The organism is Kitasatospora sp. NPDC056273 (assembly GCF_042268845.1).
In the GTDB taxonomy this organism is placed as follows: Bacteria; Actinomycetota; Actinomycetes; order Streptomycetales; family Streptomycetaceae; genus Kitasatospora.
This window is the reverse complement of the sequence record NZ_JBHJSJ010000012.1, coordinates 24,023-43,616: the sequence shown is the minus strand read 5'-3', so window position 1 is coordinate 43,616 and position 19,594 is coordinate 24,023. Positions and strand designations below refer to the sequence as shown.

At 73.0% G+C, this 19,594-nt stretch carries 16 protein-coding genes; 1 reads left to right on the top strand and 15 read right to left on the bottom strand.

What is annotated here, in order from left to right:
* Window positions 1–35: 35 nt before the first annotated feature.
* From ACFCY1_RS13400 to ACFCY1_RS13330, 15 genes are all read right to left on the bottom strand, one after another.
* Complete coding sequence (locus tag ACFCY1_RS13400) at window positions 36–1,916, bottom strand: hypothetical protein (protein ID WP_375874609.1); 1,881 nt, start codon at window positions 1,914–1,916, stop codon at window positions 36–38.
* Between the two features lie 366 nt (window positions 1,917–2,282).
* A complete protein-coding gene (locus ACFCY1_RS13395; RefSeq protein WP_375874608.1) occupies window positions 2,283–2,885 on the bottom strand; it encodes an endonuclease domain-containing protein in 603 nt (200 codons plus the stop codon).
* A 402-nt stretch (window positions 2,886–3,287) separates the two neighbouring features.
* A complete protein-coding gene (locus tag ACFCY1_RS13390; RefSeq protein ID WP_375874607.1) occupies window positions 3,288–4,145 on the bottom strand; it encodes an aminoglycoside phosphotransferase family protein in 858 nt (285 codons plus the stop codon).
* Window positions 4,142–4,690: an AAA family ATPase gene (locus ACFCY1_RS13385; protein WP_375874606.1), complete on the bottom strand. Its 549-nt coding sequence runs from the start codon at window positions 4,688–4,690 to the stop codon at window positions 4,142–4,144. The genes ACFCY1_RS13390 and ACFCY1_RS13385 overlap by 4 nt, the downstream gene beginning before the upstream one ends.
* A gap of 62 nt (window positions 4,691–4,752) precedes the next feature.
* Window positions 4,753–6,672 (bottom strand): hypothetical protein, encoded by a 1,920-nt coding sequence (locus tag ACFCY1_RS13380; protein WP_375874605.1) that lies wholly within the window; start codon window positions 6,670–6,672, stop codon window positions 4,753–4,755.
* Window positions 6,669–8,846 (bottom strand): HAD-IA family hydrolase, encoded by a 2,178-nt coding sequence (locus ACFCY1_RS13375; RefSeq protein WP_375874604.1) that lies wholly within the window; start codon window positions 8,844–8,846, stop codon window positions 6,669–6,671. The genes ACFCY1_RS13380 and ACFCY1_RS13375 overlap by 4 nt, the downstream gene beginning before the upstream one ends.
* The gene (locus tag ACFCY1_RS13370) at window positions 8,843–10,543 is read right to left on the bottom strand and encodes a non-ribosomal peptide synthetase (RefSeq protein ID WP_375874603.1); all 1,701 of its coding nucleotides are present in this window, start codon (window positions 10,541–10,543) and stop codon (window positions 8,843–8,845) included. The genes ACFCY1_RS13375 and ACFCY1_RS13370 overlap by 4 nt, the downstream gene beginning before the upstream one ends.
* Entirely contained in the window at window positions 10,540–11,871 is a 1,332-nt protein-coding gene (locus tag ACFCY1_RS13365) for a hypothetical protein (RefSeq protein WP_375874602.1), read from the bottom strand. The genes ACFCY1_RS13370 and ACFCY1_RS13365 overlap by 4 nt, the downstream gene beginning before the upstream one ends.
* Window positions 11,859–13,214: a hypothetical protein gene (locus tag ACFCY1_RS13360; protein ID WP_375874601.1), complete on the bottom strand. Its 1,356-nt coding sequence runs from the start codon at window positions 13,212–13,214 to the stop codon at window positions 11,859–11,861. The genes ACFCY1_RS13365 and ACFCY1_RS13360 overlap by 13 nt, the downstream gene beginning before the upstream one ends.
* A 32-nt stretch (window positions 13,215–13,246) precedes the next feature.
* Window positions 13,247–14,119, bottom strand: a complete 873-nt coding sequence (locus ACFCY1_RS13355) for a TauD/TfdA family dioxygenase (RefSeq protein ID WP_375874600.1) — start codon at window positions 14,117–14,119, stop codon at window positions 13,247–13,249.
* Between the two features lie 24 nt (window positions 14,120–14,143).
* Window positions 14,144–15,361, bottom strand: coding sequence for a hypothetical protein (locus ACFCY1_RS13350; protein WP_375874599.1), 1,218 nt, complete (start codon window positions 15,359–15,361; stop codon window positions 14,144–14,146).
* A complete protein-coding gene (locus tag ACFCY1_RS13345; protein WP_375874598.1) occupies window positions 15,358–16,110 on the bottom strand; it encodes a hypothetical protein in 753 nt (250 codons plus the stop codon). The genes ACFCY1_RS13350 and ACFCY1_RS13345 overlap by 4 nt, the downstream gene beginning before the upstream one ends.
* A complete protein-coding gene (locus ACFCY1_RS13340) occupies window positions 16,107–17,441 on the bottom strand; it encodes an aspartate aminotransferase family protein (protein ID WP_375874597.1) in 1,335 nt (444 codons plus the stop codon). The genes ACFCY1_RS13345 and ACFCY1_RS13340 overlap by 4 nt, the downstream gene beginning before the upstream one ends.
* A gap of 49 nt (window positions 17,442–17,490) precedes the next feature.
* Entirely contained in the window at window positions 17,491–18,126 is a 636-nt protein-coding gene (locus tag ACFCY1_RS13335; protein WP_375874596.1) for a hypothetical protein, read from the bottom strand.
* A gap of 61 nt (window positions 18,127–18,187) precedes the next feature.
* Entirely contained in the window at window positions 18,188–18,988 is an 801-nt protein-coding gene (locus ACFCY1_RS13330; protein ID WP_375874595.1) for a TauD/TfdA family dioxygenase, read from the bottom strand.
* A 174-nt stretch (window positions 18,989–19,162) separates the two neighbouring features.
* Here ACFCY1_RS13330 and ACFCY1_RS13325 point away from each other — a divergent pair, with 174 nt between their 5' ends.
* On the top strand, window positions 19,163–19,591 hold the full coding sequence (locus ACFCY1_RS13325; protein WP_375874594.1) for an NUDIX domain-containing protein: 429 nt from the start codon (window positions 19,163–19,165) through the stop codon (window positions 19,589–19,591).
* The last annotated feature ends 3 nt before the right edge of the window (window positions 19,592–19,594 follow it).

Sequence of the window (19,594 nt, the reverse complement as noted above, 5' to 3'; positions counted from 1 at the left end):
GCCCGGATGGTTGCCTCCGGGCCCGTGGCTCCGAGTCAGGCACGAGCCTCCAGAGAAGGGACCGACCGCCCGACCGCGTGCATCGCGAGCAGGTGGGCGAGGTGCGCACTGGTGGCCAGGAGGTCTTCGCGCGCGAGAGGACTGACGTTGTCCAGGACGGTGCGCTCCTCGAAGATCAGTTCGCTGGTGAGACGGGTAAGGACGGGCGTGCCGAAGTCGGCAAGTCGGGCGTCGGCGGCGTCCCGGAACTCCACTGGGGGCTGTGGGTGCTTGCCCTCCGGGACGAGAATCAGGCCGGCTACCGGGATGTCGCTCGCCAGCATCCGGAGGTTCCGCTCCCGCCATACGGTCGCCGACTCGGCCGGTGTCAGATCGACGTGGCGATCCAAGTTCGTGGTCTGTCGGCCACCGGCACTCGCGACGGCGATCGTGGTTGCGTAGCCCGGGTCTTCTACCGCGACCACGAAGCGATCGGTGATGCCGTCCAGCATCGTGGGGCCCATGTACCTGTAACTGTTCGAGATGCTGTCCGCCAGGATGATCCAGTCGAAGTCGGATCGGGCCCGCGGGATGAGCTTCTCCAGCGCTTCCCAGCTATGGCTTCCCACGTGGACGTGAAGCTCTCCCGGGCCGCTGGTGAGGCGAAGACGCTGCCAGGGCGCATCCTCTGTCGGGGCCTTCGGACGAGGCCGTTCGGGCCACGTTGGAGGGGGATACGCCGCTGGCTGCGCGGATGCCTCGCTGACGTCGTGAACGACGAGCACTCGCCAACCGTGCTGGGCCCAGCCAGCGCCCAAGTGCAAGGCGATCTTCCAGCATGACGTCTTGCTCAGGGAGTAGCCCACCGACTCAAGCTGCACGACGAGTCCGGGGTTCGGGTCGTGTCTGTCCGAGGACGGCAGCGCGCCATTGCGTGCGGGTCGGAGCGGCAAGACCTTGTTCTCCACAAGGGATTCCGCGAGGACTGTGAACGGCCTGGGGCGGCGTGCTGGAAGGTGGTCTGAGACGGCCCGAACAGTTCGTACGGTCAGCACGCCGTTCCACCCGTGGCCAGCCTTCCGGGGGACGAACCGCATACGGCACTCATCGGGTCCGCAGGTGTGGGTCGCCCGATCCCAGATGAGGTCGGGCCCTGCGATTGCGTCGCCCAGGAGGCAGGCAATGCGATCGTCGTGGACCGCCGTACTCGGGGTGACGACGCGGTCGAGCAGCCAGTCGACGCCGTGCTCGACTTCCGAGCTGGAGACCCTCAAGTCCAGGTGGCCCTCCAGGCGCGTCCAGATCCCGGGACGACGCAACAGGGCGCTGGCCAGGAACTGTGAGGTCCTGACCGGCGGTGTGACGGGGCTGGGCTTCTGTCGGCTCAGCGGTCGAACGGCCCTGCGCCCGTGCAGGAGCTTCGGTTTAGGCAGCGGCGAGCTGGTGCTCCACAGCACCCGATGCCCTCGCGCTGTGGTGGCAGCCGCGTGCTCAGCCAGGAGTTCAGTAAGGTCGGCACCCTCGGTCCACAACCGCAACTCCCCGCTGGCCTGCCTGTGGTCGAAGGCCACGTGCACAGAGGTACGGACGGGTCGGGCCAGGAGGCCAGCGATTCCGTGGATCGTCTTGTCGCTGGCCCGGGTCGGGAGCAGATCGAGTACCGGCCGGAACGCCTTGGGCCCGGCGAGATGGACGTCCAGCCGATTCGGCTGCGGGCTCACATCGATGACGCCGAACGGAGCCGGGCCGAGATCAACCTCGGCTGTGCTGCTGCGGGTGACCGCGGAGAGAAAGAGTGCTTCGAGGAGTGCCTGTGTTCCATCGGCCTGCGGAATGAGCCGAGCGAAGCTGTCGAACTGGCCGATGCGGAGTCGGACCACTTCGAGTGGCTCCTGGGTGAAGTCGGCACGCGCGGCTGCTGCTTGCTGGTGCATCATGATCGCTTCCACTCTGGAGAAGTGAGGTGCCCCGACCCGGCGCGAACTGACGCAAGTGCGTGATGAGTTTGTCCTTGGCAATGGCGTGCGGACATACATGCGAAGAAGGTTCTCCGTCGGTGCCGGCAGGTCGGATAAGGCACCCGGATCTGGCCCCTCGCACGGGCCAGGCTGGTTCCAAACCTTAGGGCATCGCAGTCGGCACTTCTGGCGCCTGTTGGACTTGTTCACTCGAATGGGGGATGAGGTGGGTGGTCGACATGCCACCCAGTGCACCGTCGCCAGTGCTGTCCTATAAAAAGCAGGCGGTTGCCAACGAGTACGGCTTTCAGGGCGGCTGCGGGCTGAGGCGGTAGCCGCGGAGGGCTAGAACGCATCGCCAAAGGAAAGCTGACCCGGTGATTCTTTAACTGGCCGCATCTTGCGGCCGTACCGGAAGCGGATTCCGAGCAATTCGGCAGGTGGGCGGCGCCGGTAGTTCAGAAACCGGCCGTCCGTAGTGTGGTGACCTTCGGATGAATTGCACCAGATGCAAAGATAGCCACGCAGCATGCCGGTGGTGTGATCATGGTCCTGAACCAACCCCGATTCTCGGCAGCGGCGGGCCTCGGGGCGCGTTTCCTGCCACCAACAGATCGCGCAGCGACCCTGCTGCCAATTGAACAGAGAAGTGGTCTCGGACGCCCAGTGCGCTCCTCCCGTGTCGGGGAGTGGCCAGAACCAGCATGCCGGCCAGATGTGCGGCAGCCATCGATCGACAACCGGCTTCGCCCACCGGCGTAGTGAGGCCGCGCCTTCCTGCTCCTCGACTGTCATGCACTGACGGCAGGAATGTGTCCCTGCTGCGACGCGCCCATCGCAGTTGGCTGCTGCTGCACAGCGGACCCCTGCCCAGTCCCGCCTGACGATGGCTTGCGCGGCCAGCACTTGCTCCACGAAATCGGGAGTCATGGCAGAGGAGTCGGCCATCAACTGTTTCCTTGCACGGTAGTCGCCCGATTACCCTTTGCAAACGAGCCCGTGCGCATCATGGCGGGTTGCACTGACAAGGGTGTGTCGATCCGGGCGACTGGCGGCTGCGGGTGGCGCCCTGGGTAGGGGGATGACGCAACCATGGCCTGCCGCCCTCCGTGAGGAGAGTGGCAGACCCCGGCGTCGTCCGGCTCGACTGACGCCTCGTCAGTTATTTGCGTCGCCATTTCACACTCATTTCACATGAGGGCGAGGACGGGCGAGTAGCGGTGGGAGCTTGCGAGAGGCGTTTTCGCGGGTCAGAACCCCTAAAACGGCCTCCTGGCCAGGTGGCCCATAGAAGCCGATTCAGAGGTCGTAGTAGAGCTCGAACTCGTGCGGGCTGCACCGCTTATCTGGCTATGCAGCGGCCATGGAGGCGCGGAGCGCCGCATGGCCCTCGTGGGCGAAGTCATCGTGGCCGGCGGCGGCAGCTGTGATGGCGATGGCGGCGGCGTCCCCGATCCCGCACCACCGGATGAGGCGTTGTTCGTCCTCCGAGGGCTGTCGGCCGTACCCGTTGTAGAAGGCGACGGAGAGGTCGGACCGAGTACGGAGGGTGCGCTGGGTGATTCGGAGGAAGTCCCGGCCGGCGGCCTCGTAGCGGCTGGTCTCGAAGTCGATCACGGCGATCCGCACTCGGCCGCGCTCGTCGGTGTCGGCGAGGAGGTTGCGGGCGGTGAGGTCCAGGTGGGAGGGCTGGGACTTCTGTGGGGGCAGGGTCTCCAACTGGTCGATGGCGGCCAGGGCGAAGTCGAGTTCGGCGGTTGTGAGGGGGTGGGTCGGGCCGGTGAGCTGGGCGCGCAGGTAGGCGGCGCGCTGGCGGCCGAAGTCCGTGATCGTCTGCGGCGGGCCGGCTTCGTGCAGGCGGCGCAGGAGTTGGCCGGTCTGCCGGTAGGCGTCCTGTTCCTGGGCGGTGGTGAGGGTGGCGAGGTCGAGACGGATACCGGGTAGCGCGGTCATGAGCAGCACTCGGGCGTCCTCGTCGGCGTCGACCAGTTGGGGTGCCGCGGTTTCGAGAGCGGGAGTCCAGGTGCGCAGCGCGTGCAGCTCGCGGGTGAAGCAGTCCGGGTGGCTGTTCGTCTTGAGGACGAGGTGCTGGCCTCCGGGGCGGCGCAGGATGCGGACGGTTGCGGTGGTGCCGGGCCAGCTGAGGTCGGCGACGACCTCGGCTGGCCCGGTGAGGCGCGCTATCGCCTCGGAGACGGTGGTGGTCACAGGGCGCCGATGGTCTTCAACGCCTGGTCGGCGACCTGGCGGGGGGTGAGGTGGGTGGTGTCGATGACCTCGGCGTCGGCGGCGAGCCAGCCGTCGTACGCCTCGGTGTAGACCGGCAGCTTGCCCCGGCGGAAGACCCGGACCTTCTCGCTGCGCGCCTCGTTGTCGGGGAACTCGACGCTGGCGTCGATGCGGGCGCTGACGGTGTCCGGGTCGGCGTGGAGCAGGAGGTGGTGGAGCGGGATGCCGGCAGCCCGGATGGCACCGTGGATCTCGGCGGCGTATTCCTGGCGCAGCAGGGTCATCGGGATGATCACCGGGTGGCTGGCGTTCTCCCGGTGGCAATGGATGGCGAACTGGGCGACGAGGGGGCGCCAGGCCGGGTTGTCCTGGAAGTCCTTGTACTTGCCGGGGAAGACCTGGCGCAGGAGGAAGCCGACCTCCTCGGCGTCGAAGAGGACGGCGCCGGGCAGTTCCTGCTGCAGGGTGGTGGAGCACGTGGTCTTGCCGCCGCCGAAGGGGCCGTTGATCCAGATCACGGTCACTGAGGTCTCGCTTTCGTCTCTGGGTGGTGGTGTTCGGGCCAACTGCGTGCGCTGGTCGGGGGTTACGACGTGCGGGTACTGCTGTCAGGGTTGCACTCGGTGGGCAGGACGGGCACGCGCCGCTGGTGGAGGGAGAGGTGGTACCGGTCGGCGTGGACGAGCCAGAGCCGGTCGAGTTCGGGCACCAGGTCGGTGGGGACGTCGAGGCTGACGGTCAGCGGCCCTGGTGCGAGGTCGGTGGTGGTGTGGGCGTAGCTGCCGGAGCGGCTGCTGCGCGGGCGCAAGTGGACGGCGAGCAGGCCGTGTTCGGGGCCGTCGACGGTGAGGGTGAAGGGCTGGCCCAGGTGGACGGCGGTGGGGGCGTGGACGGTCGGCGGGGGCTGGCCGGCGGGGTGGCTGTGGGCGGGCCCGCAGCGCGGGCAGGTGACGGTGATGCGGTCGCGGGGGCCGAGCACGCTGGTGAGGTGCTCCGCGGTCAGCGGCATCGCGCAGTGCGGGCACGGCGGGGCCGGTGTCGTGCGGAGGATTCGGTGGGTGGCGCGCAGCGCGGTGAGCTGGCGGCCGAACGCGCCGCCGCGGGTGCGGGTGAGCAGGCCGAGGGCGTGCTCGGCCCACTGGTGGGCGAGGCGTTCCAGCTCCTCGTGGTCGAGGGTTCCGGTGGGGCCGGCGCGCCGCAGGAGGGTCTGGGCGCCGCTGCGCGCTTCGCCCATGGACCGTAGGCACTGGTCGAGGCCCGGGTCGGGCCGGTGGGCGAGGGAGTCGCCGAGGGCCGCCTCGAACAGCGCGGCCTCGGCGGTGCGCTGCGTCCAGTCGACGATTTCCCGGTCCCGCTCGGGGCTGGGCGCGGCGGGCGGGCGGGGGTGGCTGGTGCGGGGCGCGGGGGGTGCGGGGCGGTCGCTGTGCACCGGGTGGGGGTGGTGGTCAGGGTCGCCGAGGAGGATCGCGGCCCCTCCAGTGAGTCCGCGTTCGGCGGCGCGGCGGTTGGCGTCCATGGTGACGGTGCCGAGGTCGGCCCCGGTGTGGAGGAGGTCGGCGGCTGCGTGCGGGTCTTCGGTGGTGGTGTCGGCGTCGCCGCGCAGCAGCCCGAACACGGCGGCCGGGTGTCCGTCGACGGCGTCCAGGGCGAGGTTCACGGTGGTGGGGTACTGCTCGTCGGGGCCGAGGGTGATGGCGTTGCAGATGTAGAGGCCGAGGACTTCGGTGCGCAGGTCGTGGGGGCGGTGGACGGTGAGGCCGCTGGACGGGGCGGTCTTGCACCGGGTGGGGGTGCAGCCGCCGGGGACGAGCTGGCCGGTGTGGGTGGTGCGTTCGGCGTCGCCGGGCAGGCCGCACAGGACGGCGGTGCCGAGGTGGGCGTGGGCGGCGGAGCCGTGCGCGTCGATCAGGAGGGTGCGCCAGGGAGAGCTGATCGCGTCGGCGGTGGTGAGCCGGGGCGCGCCGGGCCGGTGGAGGCGGCGGGAGCGGCCGGTGGTGCCGTCGATCAGCGCGGATGCCCCGTCCGGGGTCGATGCGGCGGCGAGGATCTTGGCGAGGAGGAACACGGCGGCGGGCGTGTCGCGGCCGGTGAGCAGTCCGAGGCGGGTGCCGTGGCGGGTCCAGGTGTCGAGGGCGGGCAGCAGGTCGGCGAGGGTCAGGTGAGCGGGTTCGGCGGTGAGCAGGACGCTGCCGCCGCCCGGGCCGGGGTCGGCGAGGGCCTGGGTGAGGGTCGGGTAGTGGTGGTGGGGGCGGCCGAGCGCGGTGGCGGCGAGCCGGCCCAGGCGCGGGTCGTCGCCGGCGGAGACGACGCGGGCGCACGCCCGGGCCGGGCGCGGGAGAGGCCCGGCAGCGGGCCCGTAGTCGGCGAGGACGGCGGCGACCCGCTCGTCGCGCTCCCGCTCGCCGGTGGGCAGGAGGGGGACGGTCGCGTCGGTGAGCAGGGCCTGGGCGTGGTCGAGGCCGGTAGCCCAGGCGTAGCCGTCCGGCAGACGCGGAGGTGCGTTCACCGTGTCTCCAGCCGGGTGGCCAGAGCGCGCAGGCGGTAACGGACTGGTCCTCCCGCGAGCGGGAGGGTCTGGGCGAGTTCCTCGGCGGCGGCCATCCCGGCGGCGTGCTGCTCGGTGTCGGCCTGCTGCTGGTAGGGCCAGGCCCGGGCGGCGAGCGTGGCCAGGGCCTGGGCGGGGGTGTGGTGGTCGTCGTACTCGGCGAGGAGGGTGTCGGTGGTGGCCAGGCCGCGGGCGCCGAGGTGGGTGGTGACGAGGTGGTCGGTGCCTTTGCCGGTGATCAGCGGCGCTGGCCGGCCGTGGAAGGCCGCCGTGCGGTAGGCGGCGTCCAGGTCGGCGGCCGGGTCGTCGCCGTGGGCGTGAAGGAGCAGGCGCACGAACACGCCGCCGGGGCGCAGCACCCGCAGGGCCTGGTCGGTGGCGGCGAGCGGGTCGTCGGTGAACAGCAGTGCCTCGTGCTCGACGACGACGTCGGCGCTGGCGTCCGGCAGGGGGATGGCGAGCGCGGTTCCGAGGAAGAGCCGCACCTGGGGCAGGTTCCGGGCCGTCAGAAGGGCGGCCATGTCCGGGGACGGTTCGAGTGCCGTGTAGGTCGAGGTCCCGGAGACGAGGTGGGCGGTGATGCGCCCGGTGCCGGCGCCGAGTTCGAGGACGTCGCGTCCGGCGAGGTGGTCGCTGGCGAAGGCGCGCAGGGCATCGGCGAGAGCGGGTGCGACGGCGCGGTGGTCGTCGTACGCCGTGGCGAGGCCCGCGCCGTACAGCACGTCGGGTCCGGGGGCGGTGAGGGTGGCGTCGAGGAGGGGGACGAGGTGGCGTTCGAGGTCGTGCCAGGGCCAGGCGGCCTCGGCGCCGAGTAGCAGGGCCGAACTCTGGCGGAGGCGGCCGAGCAGGTGGACCAGGGCGGTCACCGAGCGGGAGAGCCCGGCGGGGGTGGTCGGGTCGGCCCGCAGGGAGGCAGTGAGCAGCCTGGTGGGGGCGTGGCCGAGGTGGCGGGCGCTCGCGGCGTCGGGCCAGGGGCGCGGCTGGCGGCGGGCGAGCATCGAGGCCAGGCGGGTCAGGGCGTGGCGTGCGGTGTCCAGGTGCAGTGCCGCGGACAGCCGGTCGCCGCCGCGGTGGGCGTCTGCGGTGCGGGTGAGGGCGGCGGCGGCCTCGGCCAGCAGGGCGGTGGCGTGCCGGGCGGCCGAGGCGCGGGTGGCGGCAGTCCACGGCGGCAGGTACTCGGCGCCGGGCGGCGCGGGCTGCGGCATCCAGGCACCGGGGTGCCCTGCCGCGTGGGCCGCCTCGGCGCCGGCCGGGACAAGCCGCCACTGGGTGACGCTGCCGTCCGGCCCGCCGGAGGCCAGGGCGTGCTCGCCGGTGGGCTGCGCCCAGGCGGCGCCGCAGGTGGTGAGACGGGCGGCGACGGCGTCGGCGGGCAGGCCGGTGGCGAGGTAGCGGGTGCGCAGGCTCTGGTGGTCGTCGTGCTCGGCGTGGCCGGGCGGCGGCGCGACGGCCTTGACCGGTTCGGGCGAGGTCGGGCGGCCCGGGGCGTCGGGCAGGGCGACGCCGAGGCCGGCGAGGTGCTGTTCGAAGGCGTCGGCGCCGCCGGGCTCGCGGAAGTGGTGGGCGTGCAGCCCGACCGCGCGGGCGGCGTCGGCGTTGATGTCGGAGTCGTCCGCGAAGGCGACCTGGTCGGCGCTCAGTCCCATGGCGGCGAGGGCGTGTTCGTAGGCGCGCGGGGAGGGCTTGGTCAGGCCGGTGGCGGCCGAGTTGAGGACGTGGTCGAAGAGGGCGTCGAGCCGGTGGTGGGCGAGGTCGCTGTCGAGGATCGTGGTGTTGTTGGTGAGCAGGGCAATGGTCAGGCCGGCGGCGCGGGCGCGGCGCAGCAGGGCAACCATCGGTACGTTGGGCTCGCCGCGGTCGGCGCTCCACAGGGCGAAGGCCCGGTCGGCGCTCTCGGCGCCAAGGCCGGCGGCCATGCGCTCGCGCACTCCTGCGGTCCACTGCCCCCAGGTGAGCGCCCCGGTGTGGGCGGCGTCGCTGTGGCGGCTGGAGGTGTAGGCGCTGAGGGTGCGCGGCGGAAGGTCGAGTTCGGCTTCGGCGGCGCTCGCGCCCTGGCGGCGCCAGAAGCGCACGACGCCGTCGAGGTCGACGAGGATGCCGCGGATGCGGGGCGGCTCGGCGGCGGGGCGGTTCATCGGCTCCTCCGGATGGTGCGCAGCAGGTTGGTCGCGGTGGGGTCGGCGGCGAACTGGGCGATGGTCAGGTCGGTGTCGTAGTGCTCGTTGAAGCGGGCGAGCAGGGCGAGGGCGCCCAGCGAGTCGCCGCCGGCCGCGTAGAAGTCGCCGCCGTCCGGGGCAGGGGTGCCGGTGGCGTCGTGCCACCAGGTCGCCAGCGGCTCGGGCAGCACGGCGTGGGCCGTCCCCGGCGGGCTGTCGGACTCGGGGGGTTCGGTGGCGAGGGCCCGGCGGTCGATCTTGCCGCTGGCGGTGCGCGGGAGGTGGGGCCGGCAGGTGATGCGGGCGGGGACGGCGGCCGGCGGCAGGTGCTCGGCGAGGTGGCGGCGCAACGCGGCCGGGGCGAGGCCGGTGGCCGTTTCGGCGTGGAGGGCGATCTGCTGCCGGTCGCGGTCGAGGACGGCGCACGCGGCCTGGACCTCGGGGTGGTCCAGGGCGCGGGCCTCGATCTCGCCGGGTTCGAGTCGCACGCCGCGGAGGTTGAGCTGGTGGTCGGTGCGGCCGAGGAAGGTGTACTGGCCGTCCGCCAGGCGGCGCACGCGGTCGCCGGTGCGGTAGGCGCGCACCGCCCGGCCGGTGGCGGGGTCGGTGACGGTGAGGAACGCGGCGCCACTCTCCTCGGGCCGGTGAAGGTAGCCGTCCGCGAGTCCGGTCCCGGCGAGGTGGAGTTCGCCTGCTTCGCCGTCCGGCACCGGCCGGCCCTCGGGGTCGAGGACGATCGGGACGACGCCGGGCAGGGGCCCGCCGATCGGCACCGGGGCGGCGTGCGGGTCGACGTCGGGCGCCAGGAACGCCTCGATGCCGGCCTCGGTGGGCCCGTAGGCGTTGGCGATCCGCCGACCGGGCGCGAACCAGGCGCCGAGCGGGCGGACGTGGAGGGCTTCGCCACCCAGGACGACCAGTCGCAGGTCGGGCAGAGCGCTGGCCGGGGCGGGGGTGGCGGCGAGCTGGCTGGGGGTGCACGTCAGCGCGGTGATCCGCTGCTCGGCGAGGAACCGCACGAGGGCGGGGCCGGGGGTTCGGGCGGCGGCCGGGGCGGTCACCAGGGTGGCGCCGGTGGCCAGGGCGCACAGCACCTCCCACAGCACGGCGTCGAACGCCGGGGAGGTGAGCTGGGCGATCCGGTCGGACTGGGTGAGTCCGGCGGCGGTCGGCATCTCCCGGGCACGCTCCGCGAGGGCGCGGTGGGAGAGGACGACGGGCTTGGGGGTGCCGGTGGAGCCGGAGGTGTGGAACAGGCACGCCGTCGCCTCGTCCGGAACGCGCGGCAGGTCGCCGCAGCTGCGGGCACCGGCGGCGACGGCGGGCAGAGCGGGCGCCCAGTGCGGGCTGGTGCCGTCCGGGGTGATCACCGCGCGGGCCCGGCAGCCGGCCGCGAGACGGGCCAGGCGGGCGGGCGGGTGCCCGGCGTCGACCGGCACCGCCACCGCGCCGGCCCGCCACGCCCCGAGCAGAGCGGTCACCCAGCCGGTGCCGGGCGCCACGGCGAGCAGCAGCGGCCCCTCGGCGAACCCGGTGTCCAGCAGTGCGGCGGCGACGCCGCGGGTCTCGGCGTCCAGGCACGCCCACGTCCACGAAGCGACGCCCGGGCTGTCGACGGCCACGGCTTCGGGCCGGGCCTCGGCGGCGGTGGTGATCAGGCGGGTGAGGGCGCTCATCGCTTCGCCCCCACCCGGTCGAGTTCGCGGCGGGCGGTGCGCAGCATGTCCAGGGTGCGGACGAGGTCCGGGTGCGGGACGGACAGGTTGACGCGGATGCGCGGCTCGCCGGGGTAGAGGGCGTTCCAGGAGGAGAGGGTGCCGCCGAACAGCAGGCTGGGGTTGAGCTTGAGGTCGAAGCGCCGTCCGACCGTGTTGACCCAGCCCACCAGGTCCTGAGGGGTGGGCAGGTCGACGTTCAGGCGCGGCAGGAGCGAGTACCCGGCGATAGGCCGCATGTGGGCGGCGACCTGCAGCAGCCCGGCACCGTGGTGGGTGAGCAGGCCGAACGCCTCGGCGAAATGGCCGGCCATGCGGTCCAGGTGGCCGGTGATCGCCCGACAGGTGGACTCGGTCGGGCACGTGGACACCCGGTGGCGCTTGTACTGGGCGCGGACCCAGGCGTGGCGCCGGGCGAAGGTGCCCGGGTCGCTGTGGGCGGCCTCGGCCATCAGCAGGACGGTGAGGTAGAGCAGGACGAACTGGCCGGCCATCGGGTTGGCGCTGGCGACGCGATCGAACACGTCGTCGCGCGCGGCGGCGATCAGGGCGGTGTCCCCGCTGATGAGCAGTCCGGCCCGCAGCCCGGGCAGCGACAGGTCCTTGGACGGGGTCATCAGGACGGCGGTGTCGGTGAGTCGGCCGGCCAGCGCGGTGCGGGCGTGGTCGGCGACCAGGTGCCGCCCGCTGCTGTGCCCGCCGGCCTGGAAGACCAGGTCGAGTACACGGAAATCGGCCTGGACGGCGGGCGGGCGGAAGCCGGTGCCGGTGACGCCGTTGGGAAGGATCTCGACGACGGCGGTGTGACCGGCTCCGCCGCCGGACCAGTGGACGGCGCCGTCGCCGCGGTAGCGGCCGGCTACGGCGAGCGGGTGGCGGCGCGGTGTCTGCTCGAACGCGAAGTAGCACGGCGCGGGCAGGATCATGCTGGCGCCGCACGCCGTCAGGTACCGGGAGACCAGCCCGATCCCTTCACTCGCGCCCGCGCAGAACATCACCTGGTCCTCGTCAACCGGAACGCCGAGGTACTCGCCGGCCAGGGTGGCGGCGAGGGCGCGGTCGTGCTCGTCGTGGACGGTGCCGTACTCGTGCATCCGCCCGTCGCGCAGGCAGGAGGCCAGGACCTGCTGCAGGTGCCGAGCGGTCGCCGTCGAGATCGGGTAGAGGTTGTATCCGTAGCCGATCTGCGCGCAGGAGCGGGCCACCCCGTCGCGCAGATCGCGGTACACCGCGACGCACGAGGCGTCGGCCGCCAGGTCGGGTGCGGGCAGCGCCATCACATCCCCCATTCCCCGCAGCCGAGCAGCGCGGTGACCTCGGCCAGGGCGGCGGAGGCTGACTCGTCGGGGCGGGCGGCGAACGGGTAGCGCTCGCCGGTGCGCAGGACGGCGACGTCGGCGGCGATGTCGGCCGGCTCGCGGGTACCGGTGAGGGCCTGGTCGATGAGCTGGGCGAGGAAGGGCATGTCCGAGGGCGCGAGGCCGCACCACACGGCCTCGGCCAGGCCCAGGCGCAGCGCCGGGTGGCCGAGCGGCAGGTCGTCGAGCCAGTTGACGCGGATTCCGGCCGCGTACAGCTGCCGCGCTGCGACCCGGGCGGCCAGGCGCGGGGTTGTGGTGACCCACAGCTGGTGGGTGCGCGTGTAGCCGAAGTCCGCGCCGGCGACGTCCCAACCGGCCGAGGCGAGGTGCTGGCCGAGCGAGCGGGCACAGGCGACGACGGTGTGCGCGTAGTCGCCGGCGCGGTCGGTGAAGCCCGCGAGCGCCAGGCCCAGCGCCGCGACGGAGCCGAAGTGGTGGCTGGAGATCAGCTGCGGCTGCACCTGCTGCCACGCTGCCGCGATGCCGCTCCGGTTGGTGACCAGGATGCCCTTCTGCGGGCCCGGGAACGACTTGTGGGTGGACGCGGACAGGCTGCCCGCTCCGCAGTCGAGCGGGTTCGGGACGGCGCCGCCGAGGACCAGGCCGAGCAGGTGGGAGATGTCGGCGTGCACCACGGTCCCGGGCGACGCCTTCTTCACCGTGGCGGTGATCGACGCGATGTCGTAGGGCACGAGGGCGTGGCACTGGTCGATGTAGAGCAGCGCGGGGCGCTGCGTGGAGCACAGCTCGGCGAGCTGCCCGAGGTCGAGGCGGTGCGGGTCGGGGCCGGTGACGGTCAGGACGTGCTGGCCGAGGCGGCGGGCGATGTCGACGGTGGCGTAGTGCCCGCCCTGGCGCGGGGACAGGACCGCGACGGGCGCTCCGGCCGGGTAGCAGGCCAGGGTCATCTCCATGGCCTGCAGGCCGGACAGCGCGCGGATGTTGACGTGGGCGGCGCCGAGCAACCGCTGCAGCAGCGGGACGGCGAGGCCGGTCTCCAGCCACTGCGCGTCGCGGGCGCCCGGGAAGCGCCACTCGCCGCAGTCGGGGTCGGGGTGCTGGTCGAACATGTACCGGCCGGCGAGGTCCGCGATGAGCGGCAGCCGGGCGATGGGCCACATCGCGTTCTCGGCGGGCACCAGGTTGATTACCTGACGGGCCGCGCGCTCGTGCCCGGCGAGGACGGCCAGGGCGGTGGTGAGCAGCTGCGCGCCGCTCGGGTCGCTGGTTCCGGAGCCGAGGTCCGGGCCGGTGCTGGTGGTGAGAGTCATGCCGTGCTCCAGGCGTGAGCAGTGGACGAGGGTCAGGCGGTGGGGCGGGTGGTGAACAGGCCGCGGAGGAGCAGGCGAGGAGCGGCGGGGTCGTCGACGAAGGGGCCGCGGCCGTGGCAGAGCTTGTCGTTGGCCAGGATCAGGGCCTGCCCGGCGGCGAGGGTGAAGGTGGTGCGGTGCCAGGAGGTGTCGGCGGCGGCGTCGGCCAGCGCCGCGAGGGCGCGGTTCAGGTGCTCCTGCCGCCCCGGGGCGGTGGGGTGGTAGGAGTCGGTGGCGGTGAGGCTGTAGCGGGTGATCAGGTTGCCCGCCGGGTCACGGCCGAACGCCGGGCCCGCGGTGGACAGGCCGTCGACGAAGGTGGAGGTGCGCACCAGAGCGCGCTCGTGGGTGAGCTGGGCAGCGGCCTCGGGGTCCGCCGCCTGCAGTTCGGCGAACGCCTGGACGGCGTTGAACAGCTGGGTCTGGCCGCCCGAGCGGCCCGGGCGCACGCAGATCATGACCGTGGTGGCGACCTGGCCAAGGTGCTGGAGGGTGGCGTCGCAGTGCAGGTTCTGCCCGGCCCGGTCCTGGAAGGGATGGGCGGGGTCGGCCGTGGCGGCGAGGCGGCTGACCCCGCCCTGGGTGTGGATGCTGCCCCGGTACTGGGGCGGGCTGAACGCCGGGCCGAGCCCGAGCGCGTCGGCCAGCGAGGAGAGGTCGGCCTCGGCCGGGGTGGTGCCGGGGACGTGGACGACGACGTAGCCGCGCGCGCGGTAGTCCTCGGCGATCCGCTGGCGGAAGGCGGGCTCGGGGATACCCCAGCTGCTGGCGACGACGGGCTCGGCGGGTACCGGGGTGAAGCCGGGCAGCTGGAGAGGGGCGGTGAAGCGCGCCGGGGTGTAGCGGGTGATGGCGGGAGCGGGCACGGTGGCCTCCGGTCGGACGCGGGGTCAGATGATGGCGGGAGCGCTGGTGGTCAGCGCCGGGGTGGCGGCGATCAGCCGGGCCACGGCGGCACGGTGAGCGGGATCGTCGCGGTCGGGCGCGGGCCGGGCCTCGGCGATCAGGCGCAGGAGCGGCTGCAGGTGGCGTTCGAGGTCGAAGCGGGGCGCGGCCAGGTCGAGCGCCGCGAGGTGGCCGTCGCGGGCGGGGCCGTCGTCGGTGGCGGCGAGCAGCGCGAGGGCGAGCGCCTTCGGGTCGGCCGGGTCGGCGACGGGGCCGATGCCGAGGGCGGCGACCACATCTCCGGTGGCGCCGTGCGGGTCGACGACGACCGGCAGCCGATACAGGGCCGCATCGCGAAGGCGCAGCCGGTGGCAGGTCTGGGACTCCGCCGTGCGGCTGCCGGTGATCGCGAGGCAGCGGGCACCGTTGAGCATCCGGTCACGGCCGTGGTGCCCGAGCGGCCCATCGGGCAGCTCCACCAGGCTGTCCAGACCCATCGCGTGCACCTGGGCGCGGAAGGCAGGGCCGGGTTCGTACAGCAGGCGCAGCGTCAGCTCCCGGCCGAGCCCGCGGGCGTGGTCGAGGGCGGGCAGCAGCGGGGAGGGGTGGCAGTACTCCCACGCGCCGCCGCTCCACACGACGTCCACCGAACGCCCGGCCGGCGCCTGGGCCGCGGTCTGGGCGGAGTGCCGGTTGTGGCCGATCGGCACCAGACTGAGCAGGTGGTCCAGGGCAGGGCCGGCGCGGTGGTGCGCGGCGGACAGGCGGCCGGTGGCCACCAGTGCGCCGAGGGTGGAGGCGCGCTCGGCCTCGGAGCGCACCAGGACGTGGTCGGCGAGCATCAGCTGCAACCGCCAGCGCGCGACTGTGTCCGCGTACAGGTCCTGTCCGTCCGGGCCGGCCAACGCGTCGTAGTGCAGGTGCTCGATCGGCGGGGCGTTCTCCGCGACCAGGAACAGTCCGGCGGCGTGGGCGGTGATCAGCAGCCGGGTGTCGGGCAGGTCGGTGGTGACCAGCACCCTGTGCCCGGCGAGGAGTTCCTCCCACGGCCGGGTGGTGACCGAGATGCCCGGGTGGGTGAAGCCGGAGGGGCGTGGGGCGGCGATGGTGACCCGATGTCCGGCGTCGGCGAGGACCTGGGCCGTCTCCCACAGGCGGATACCGATCCCGCCGAGCTGGTCGTCGACCGGGTAGGGGCCGGCGTGGATGAGGACGGTCGTCACAGGACGCTCCCGGTGATCGTGGCAGCCAGGCTCGGCCAGGTGCCCAGGTCGGTGAACGGGCCGACGTCGAGCGTCGGCGCGCCGAGCAGCGGGGCGATGCCCTCGGGCCCGAACGGCTGGCGGAGCGTCGCGCGGTGCAGCACGTCGAGTACGGCTCGGCCGGGCCCGCGAGCGAAGGCGTAGGCGAACCAGACGGCGTTGAAGCGGCCGGCCTGTTCGAGGCCCGGCTTGTCCGCGAAGTCCTCCACCTGCGGCCACGCGTGGTCGGCGGCGCTCTCCAGGCGCAGCGCCCCGTCGACGGCCAGTCGGTGCGGGTCGTTCTCGGCGGCCGTGAGGAACGCAGCCCGGTGACCGGCGCCCACGAGGTCGAGGAGGTCCCCGACAGCGTGCGGTGCCGGGTGAGCGAGGATCTGATCCGGCAGCAGGACGGCCGTGGCCGGGCCCCACCACGCTTCGCAGCTCAGCACCGCGCCGGTCGACTCCGCCAGCTTCACGTCCTGCGAGCAGAGCGCGAGCGGCAGGCCGAGGTCGGCACAGCGGGCCGTCAAGTGGCGGGCGGTGGCCTCCCGGCCGGGGCCGAGCACGGCGACCAGGCGAAGCCGGTCGCCGTGCGGGGCGAGCAGGTCCAGGGTGTGGTCGAGGGCGACGCGCCCCGGCCCGGTGGGCAGGAGTTCCTTCGCGATCGGCAGGCCAAGGCGGGTGCCGGCGCCCGCGCACGGCAGCACCACCGTGTCGCGCCCGCCGCTCACCGCGCACCGCCGGCGACGGTGTGCAGGGCGTCGGCGACGGTCCGCGCGCCGGCCAGGGCGTCGGCGACGGTGATGACCAGCGGCGGCGCGATCGTCAGGACCGGCCCGAACGAGCGCACCAGGACACCGGCCTGCTGGGCGAGCGCGGCCACGTCCTGTGCCACCTCGACGGACACGGTCTCCACGCCGATCAGCGACCCGCGGCCACGGACCTGCCGCACCGCCGGGCAGCCGGACAGGTCCTTCGACAGGTACTCCAGGACGGCCGAACCGACGCTGCGGGCGCGGGCCGGCAGGTCCTCGCCCTCGACGATGTCCAGGACCGCGAGCGCCGCCGCGCATGCCGTCGCGTGCCCGCCGGTGGTGTGCCCGTGCCGCAGCCCGCCCAGGTACGGGTCGTCGGCGAACACCTCGTACAGGTCCTGGCGCACCGTGACGGCGGCCAGCGGCGCGTACCCCCCGGTCAGGCCCTTCGAGGTGACCACGATGTCCGGGCCGTCGTCGTGGCCGAGGTCGTGCTGGAAGCCGAGCATGTGCCCGGTGCGACCGATCCCGGTGGCGACCTCGTCGACGATCAGCAGAATGCCGTGCCGGTCGCACAGCGCCCGCAGCGCGGTCAGGGCGCCGTCCGGCGGGACCACGATCCCGCCGACGCTCAGCACCGGCTCGACGAGGACCGCCGCCACCCGGTGCGCGCCGATGGCGGCGAGCTGCGCCTCCCACTCGGCGGAGCCGGGAATCCGGCACTCGTGTCCGGACTCACCGGCCGTGCACCCCGTGCACCGTGGCGTGGCCAGGTGCACGAAGCCGTCCGGAAGCGGCCCGGCGCCGTCGCGGCGAAACTCCGCCCCGGTGGCGGCGATCCCGGCGGTGGTGGCTCCGTGGTACCCGTCCGCCCAGGAGGCGACGACGGTCCGTTCCCGGTCGCCGGTGATCCAGTTGAACATCCGGGCGATCTTGAGGGCGGCTTCGACCCCCTCCGACCCGGAGTTGCAGAACAGGGTGCGCGACAGGCCGGGCGGACAGAAGGCGGCGATCCGCTCGGCGAGCAGCGCCGCGGGCTCAGTGGTCACCTCCGCCAGGTCCCATGTCATCAGCTGCCGGGCCTGGCGGGTCATCGCGTCTACGACGCGCTGCTCGCCGTAGCCGACGACGGCGTTCAGGGTGCCGGCACGCAGGTCGAGGTAGCTGCGGCCGGTGTCGTCGGTGACGCGGCAGCCCTCACCGCTGGTCAGGACGAGGCGAGGTGCGCCGACATGGTTCGGGCTCCACGGGTGCCACAGGTGGCCCGTATCGGCGCGGCGCACCGGGCCGGGCAGTGGGGTGGGCATGACGGATCGCCTCCGGGTGAGGTCGTGGGGTCAGGGAGCGGCGCGCCGGTCAGCGCGTGGTTCGGCGGGGAAGGGCGAGGATCGCGTCGCCGACTTCGCGGGCCACGTCGGTCACGTCCCGGCCGGTGGTGTCGACGGTGATCAGGCGGCGGTGGCGGCGGCCCATCACGGCGAGCGCGTGGTGGAAGCGGTTGGCGAACGGCTCATCCTGCGCACTGCGCAGGTCACGGACGTCGACGTGGTCGCGGCCGTGCAGACGCTCGGCACGGGTCTTGATGTCGGCGGTCACGTGGACCGCGAGGTCGAACGAGGCGAACATCTGCGGCCAGCGCAGGGCCGCGCGGGCCGCGAGGTACGGGCCGCCGGCGATGCCGAAGGCAACCGTCCGGTCCACGTAGGCGTCTTGGATCAGCACCTCGCAGCCCTCGGCTGCCGGCGGCTGAACCCTCGCCAGCAGGTTGTCCAGAGCGAACCCGGCGAACAGGTACGCGGTCGTGGTGAGCGCGCTGTCCGGCTGGCGGGCCATGGACAGCCAGCGCAGGGGCCGGTCCAGTGGGTGGCGCCGGGCCAGCATTCCCCGGTGGCGGCGTGCCACCACACCACGCTCGGCGAGGTACCGCACCACTGCTTCGACCAGCGTGGTCTTGCCGGCCAGGTCGATGCCATCAACCATCACAAGCAGCATCGAGTCTCCTCGTACATTGTGGGCAAGGCTGCGGTTGCCGGGGTGGGGGATGCCATCCAGCTCACACCGGGTTCTTGGCGCTTTCGGTCGCGATCCACGGCGCGGTGAAACCCGGTTCGAGGCCGAGCCCTCCGTGGGCAGGCCCGAGGGCACGCAGCAGCAGCCGCTCTCCCGTGAACGCGGCGCGGCCGTGCAGGACGCGGTGGTTATCGAGGAGGAGCGCCTGCCCGACGGCCAGGCGCACCGAAACGGTGTGCCGAGCGATCGCGGTGCGCAATCCGGGCATCTGGACCTGTGCCTCTGGTGAGAAGCGGGCTAGCTCGTCCTGGCGCAGGCGGATGCGCCAGCGCCTCGATGGAAGGTCTTCCAAGACGGGGGCGAACAGCCCGTCCGCGCCGCCGAAGTAGGCTGCGCGCGGCGCAGACAGGGCCTCCAGCGCGGCGGGCCGGAAGCCGGCCAACTCGCCGAGCACGGCACGCCCGTCGACGAGGATGCTCTCGCCTCCAGCACGGCCCGGCTGGAGGCAAGCGAGTATGACCAGGCGAGGGGGGCAAGGCAGTTGGGCACTCTCCGTGTGGACCGCGAGATCGCTTCGGCCCAGCCCGGCCAGGCCAACACGTCGGCCATGGCGGCCGGTGTCGCGGATCGTGGTCAGCCCGTCCGGGCCGCTGTCGCGGTGCGGGCGTAGCTCGGCCAGCAGCAGGCGCGCGGCTTCCAGGACGTCGTCGCGGCAGTGCAAGCCCGTCAGGCCAGCCACGCCGCGTTCCCGGAGCACCTCCCCGATTCGCTCCCGGAACTCACCGGAGCTGACCGCCGAGGAGTCCGGCGCGAAAAAGTCCACTCCGGGGGTGTTCGAAGGCATGGGGATCTCCCTTGGGCGTAGATGGGATGGGGAGACCACAACAGTCGTCGGCATCGCCACCGCCGTACAGTGACAAACTGTCAAACCGTGATCACGGGAACAGGGCGCTTCGGCTCGGCTCGGGGCTGCTACGTTCGGGATGCCTGCGCCTGGCCGCACATCATGGAGGACGGCGTGATCCAGCTCGAACAGCCTTACGTCCCAGCGAAGTTCCCTATCTCGATCAAGGGTGTGGTCCTCGACAGCCAGCGGCGCGTGCTGCTGCTGAAAAACGAGAGGCAGGAGTGGGAGCTGCCCGGAGGCAAGCTCGAAGGCGACGAGACCCCCGCCGAGCGGGTGGAGACCGAAATCCAAGAGGAGAGCGGCTGGACGGCCAACGCCAGCGCTCTGCTCGATACGTGGATGTACGAGCCGCTGCCCGGCCGGAAGGTCTTCATCGTCACCTACGGCTGCACCGCCACCGGTGCTGACAAGCCCCCCGTTGTCAGCCACGAACACAAGGAGGCCGGACTCTTCCACCGGCACGAGGTCGACGCGCTCGTCATGCCCCAGGGCTACAAGGACTCCATTGCCCGCTGGTACGAACTCCTCGACCGGGACTGAGCC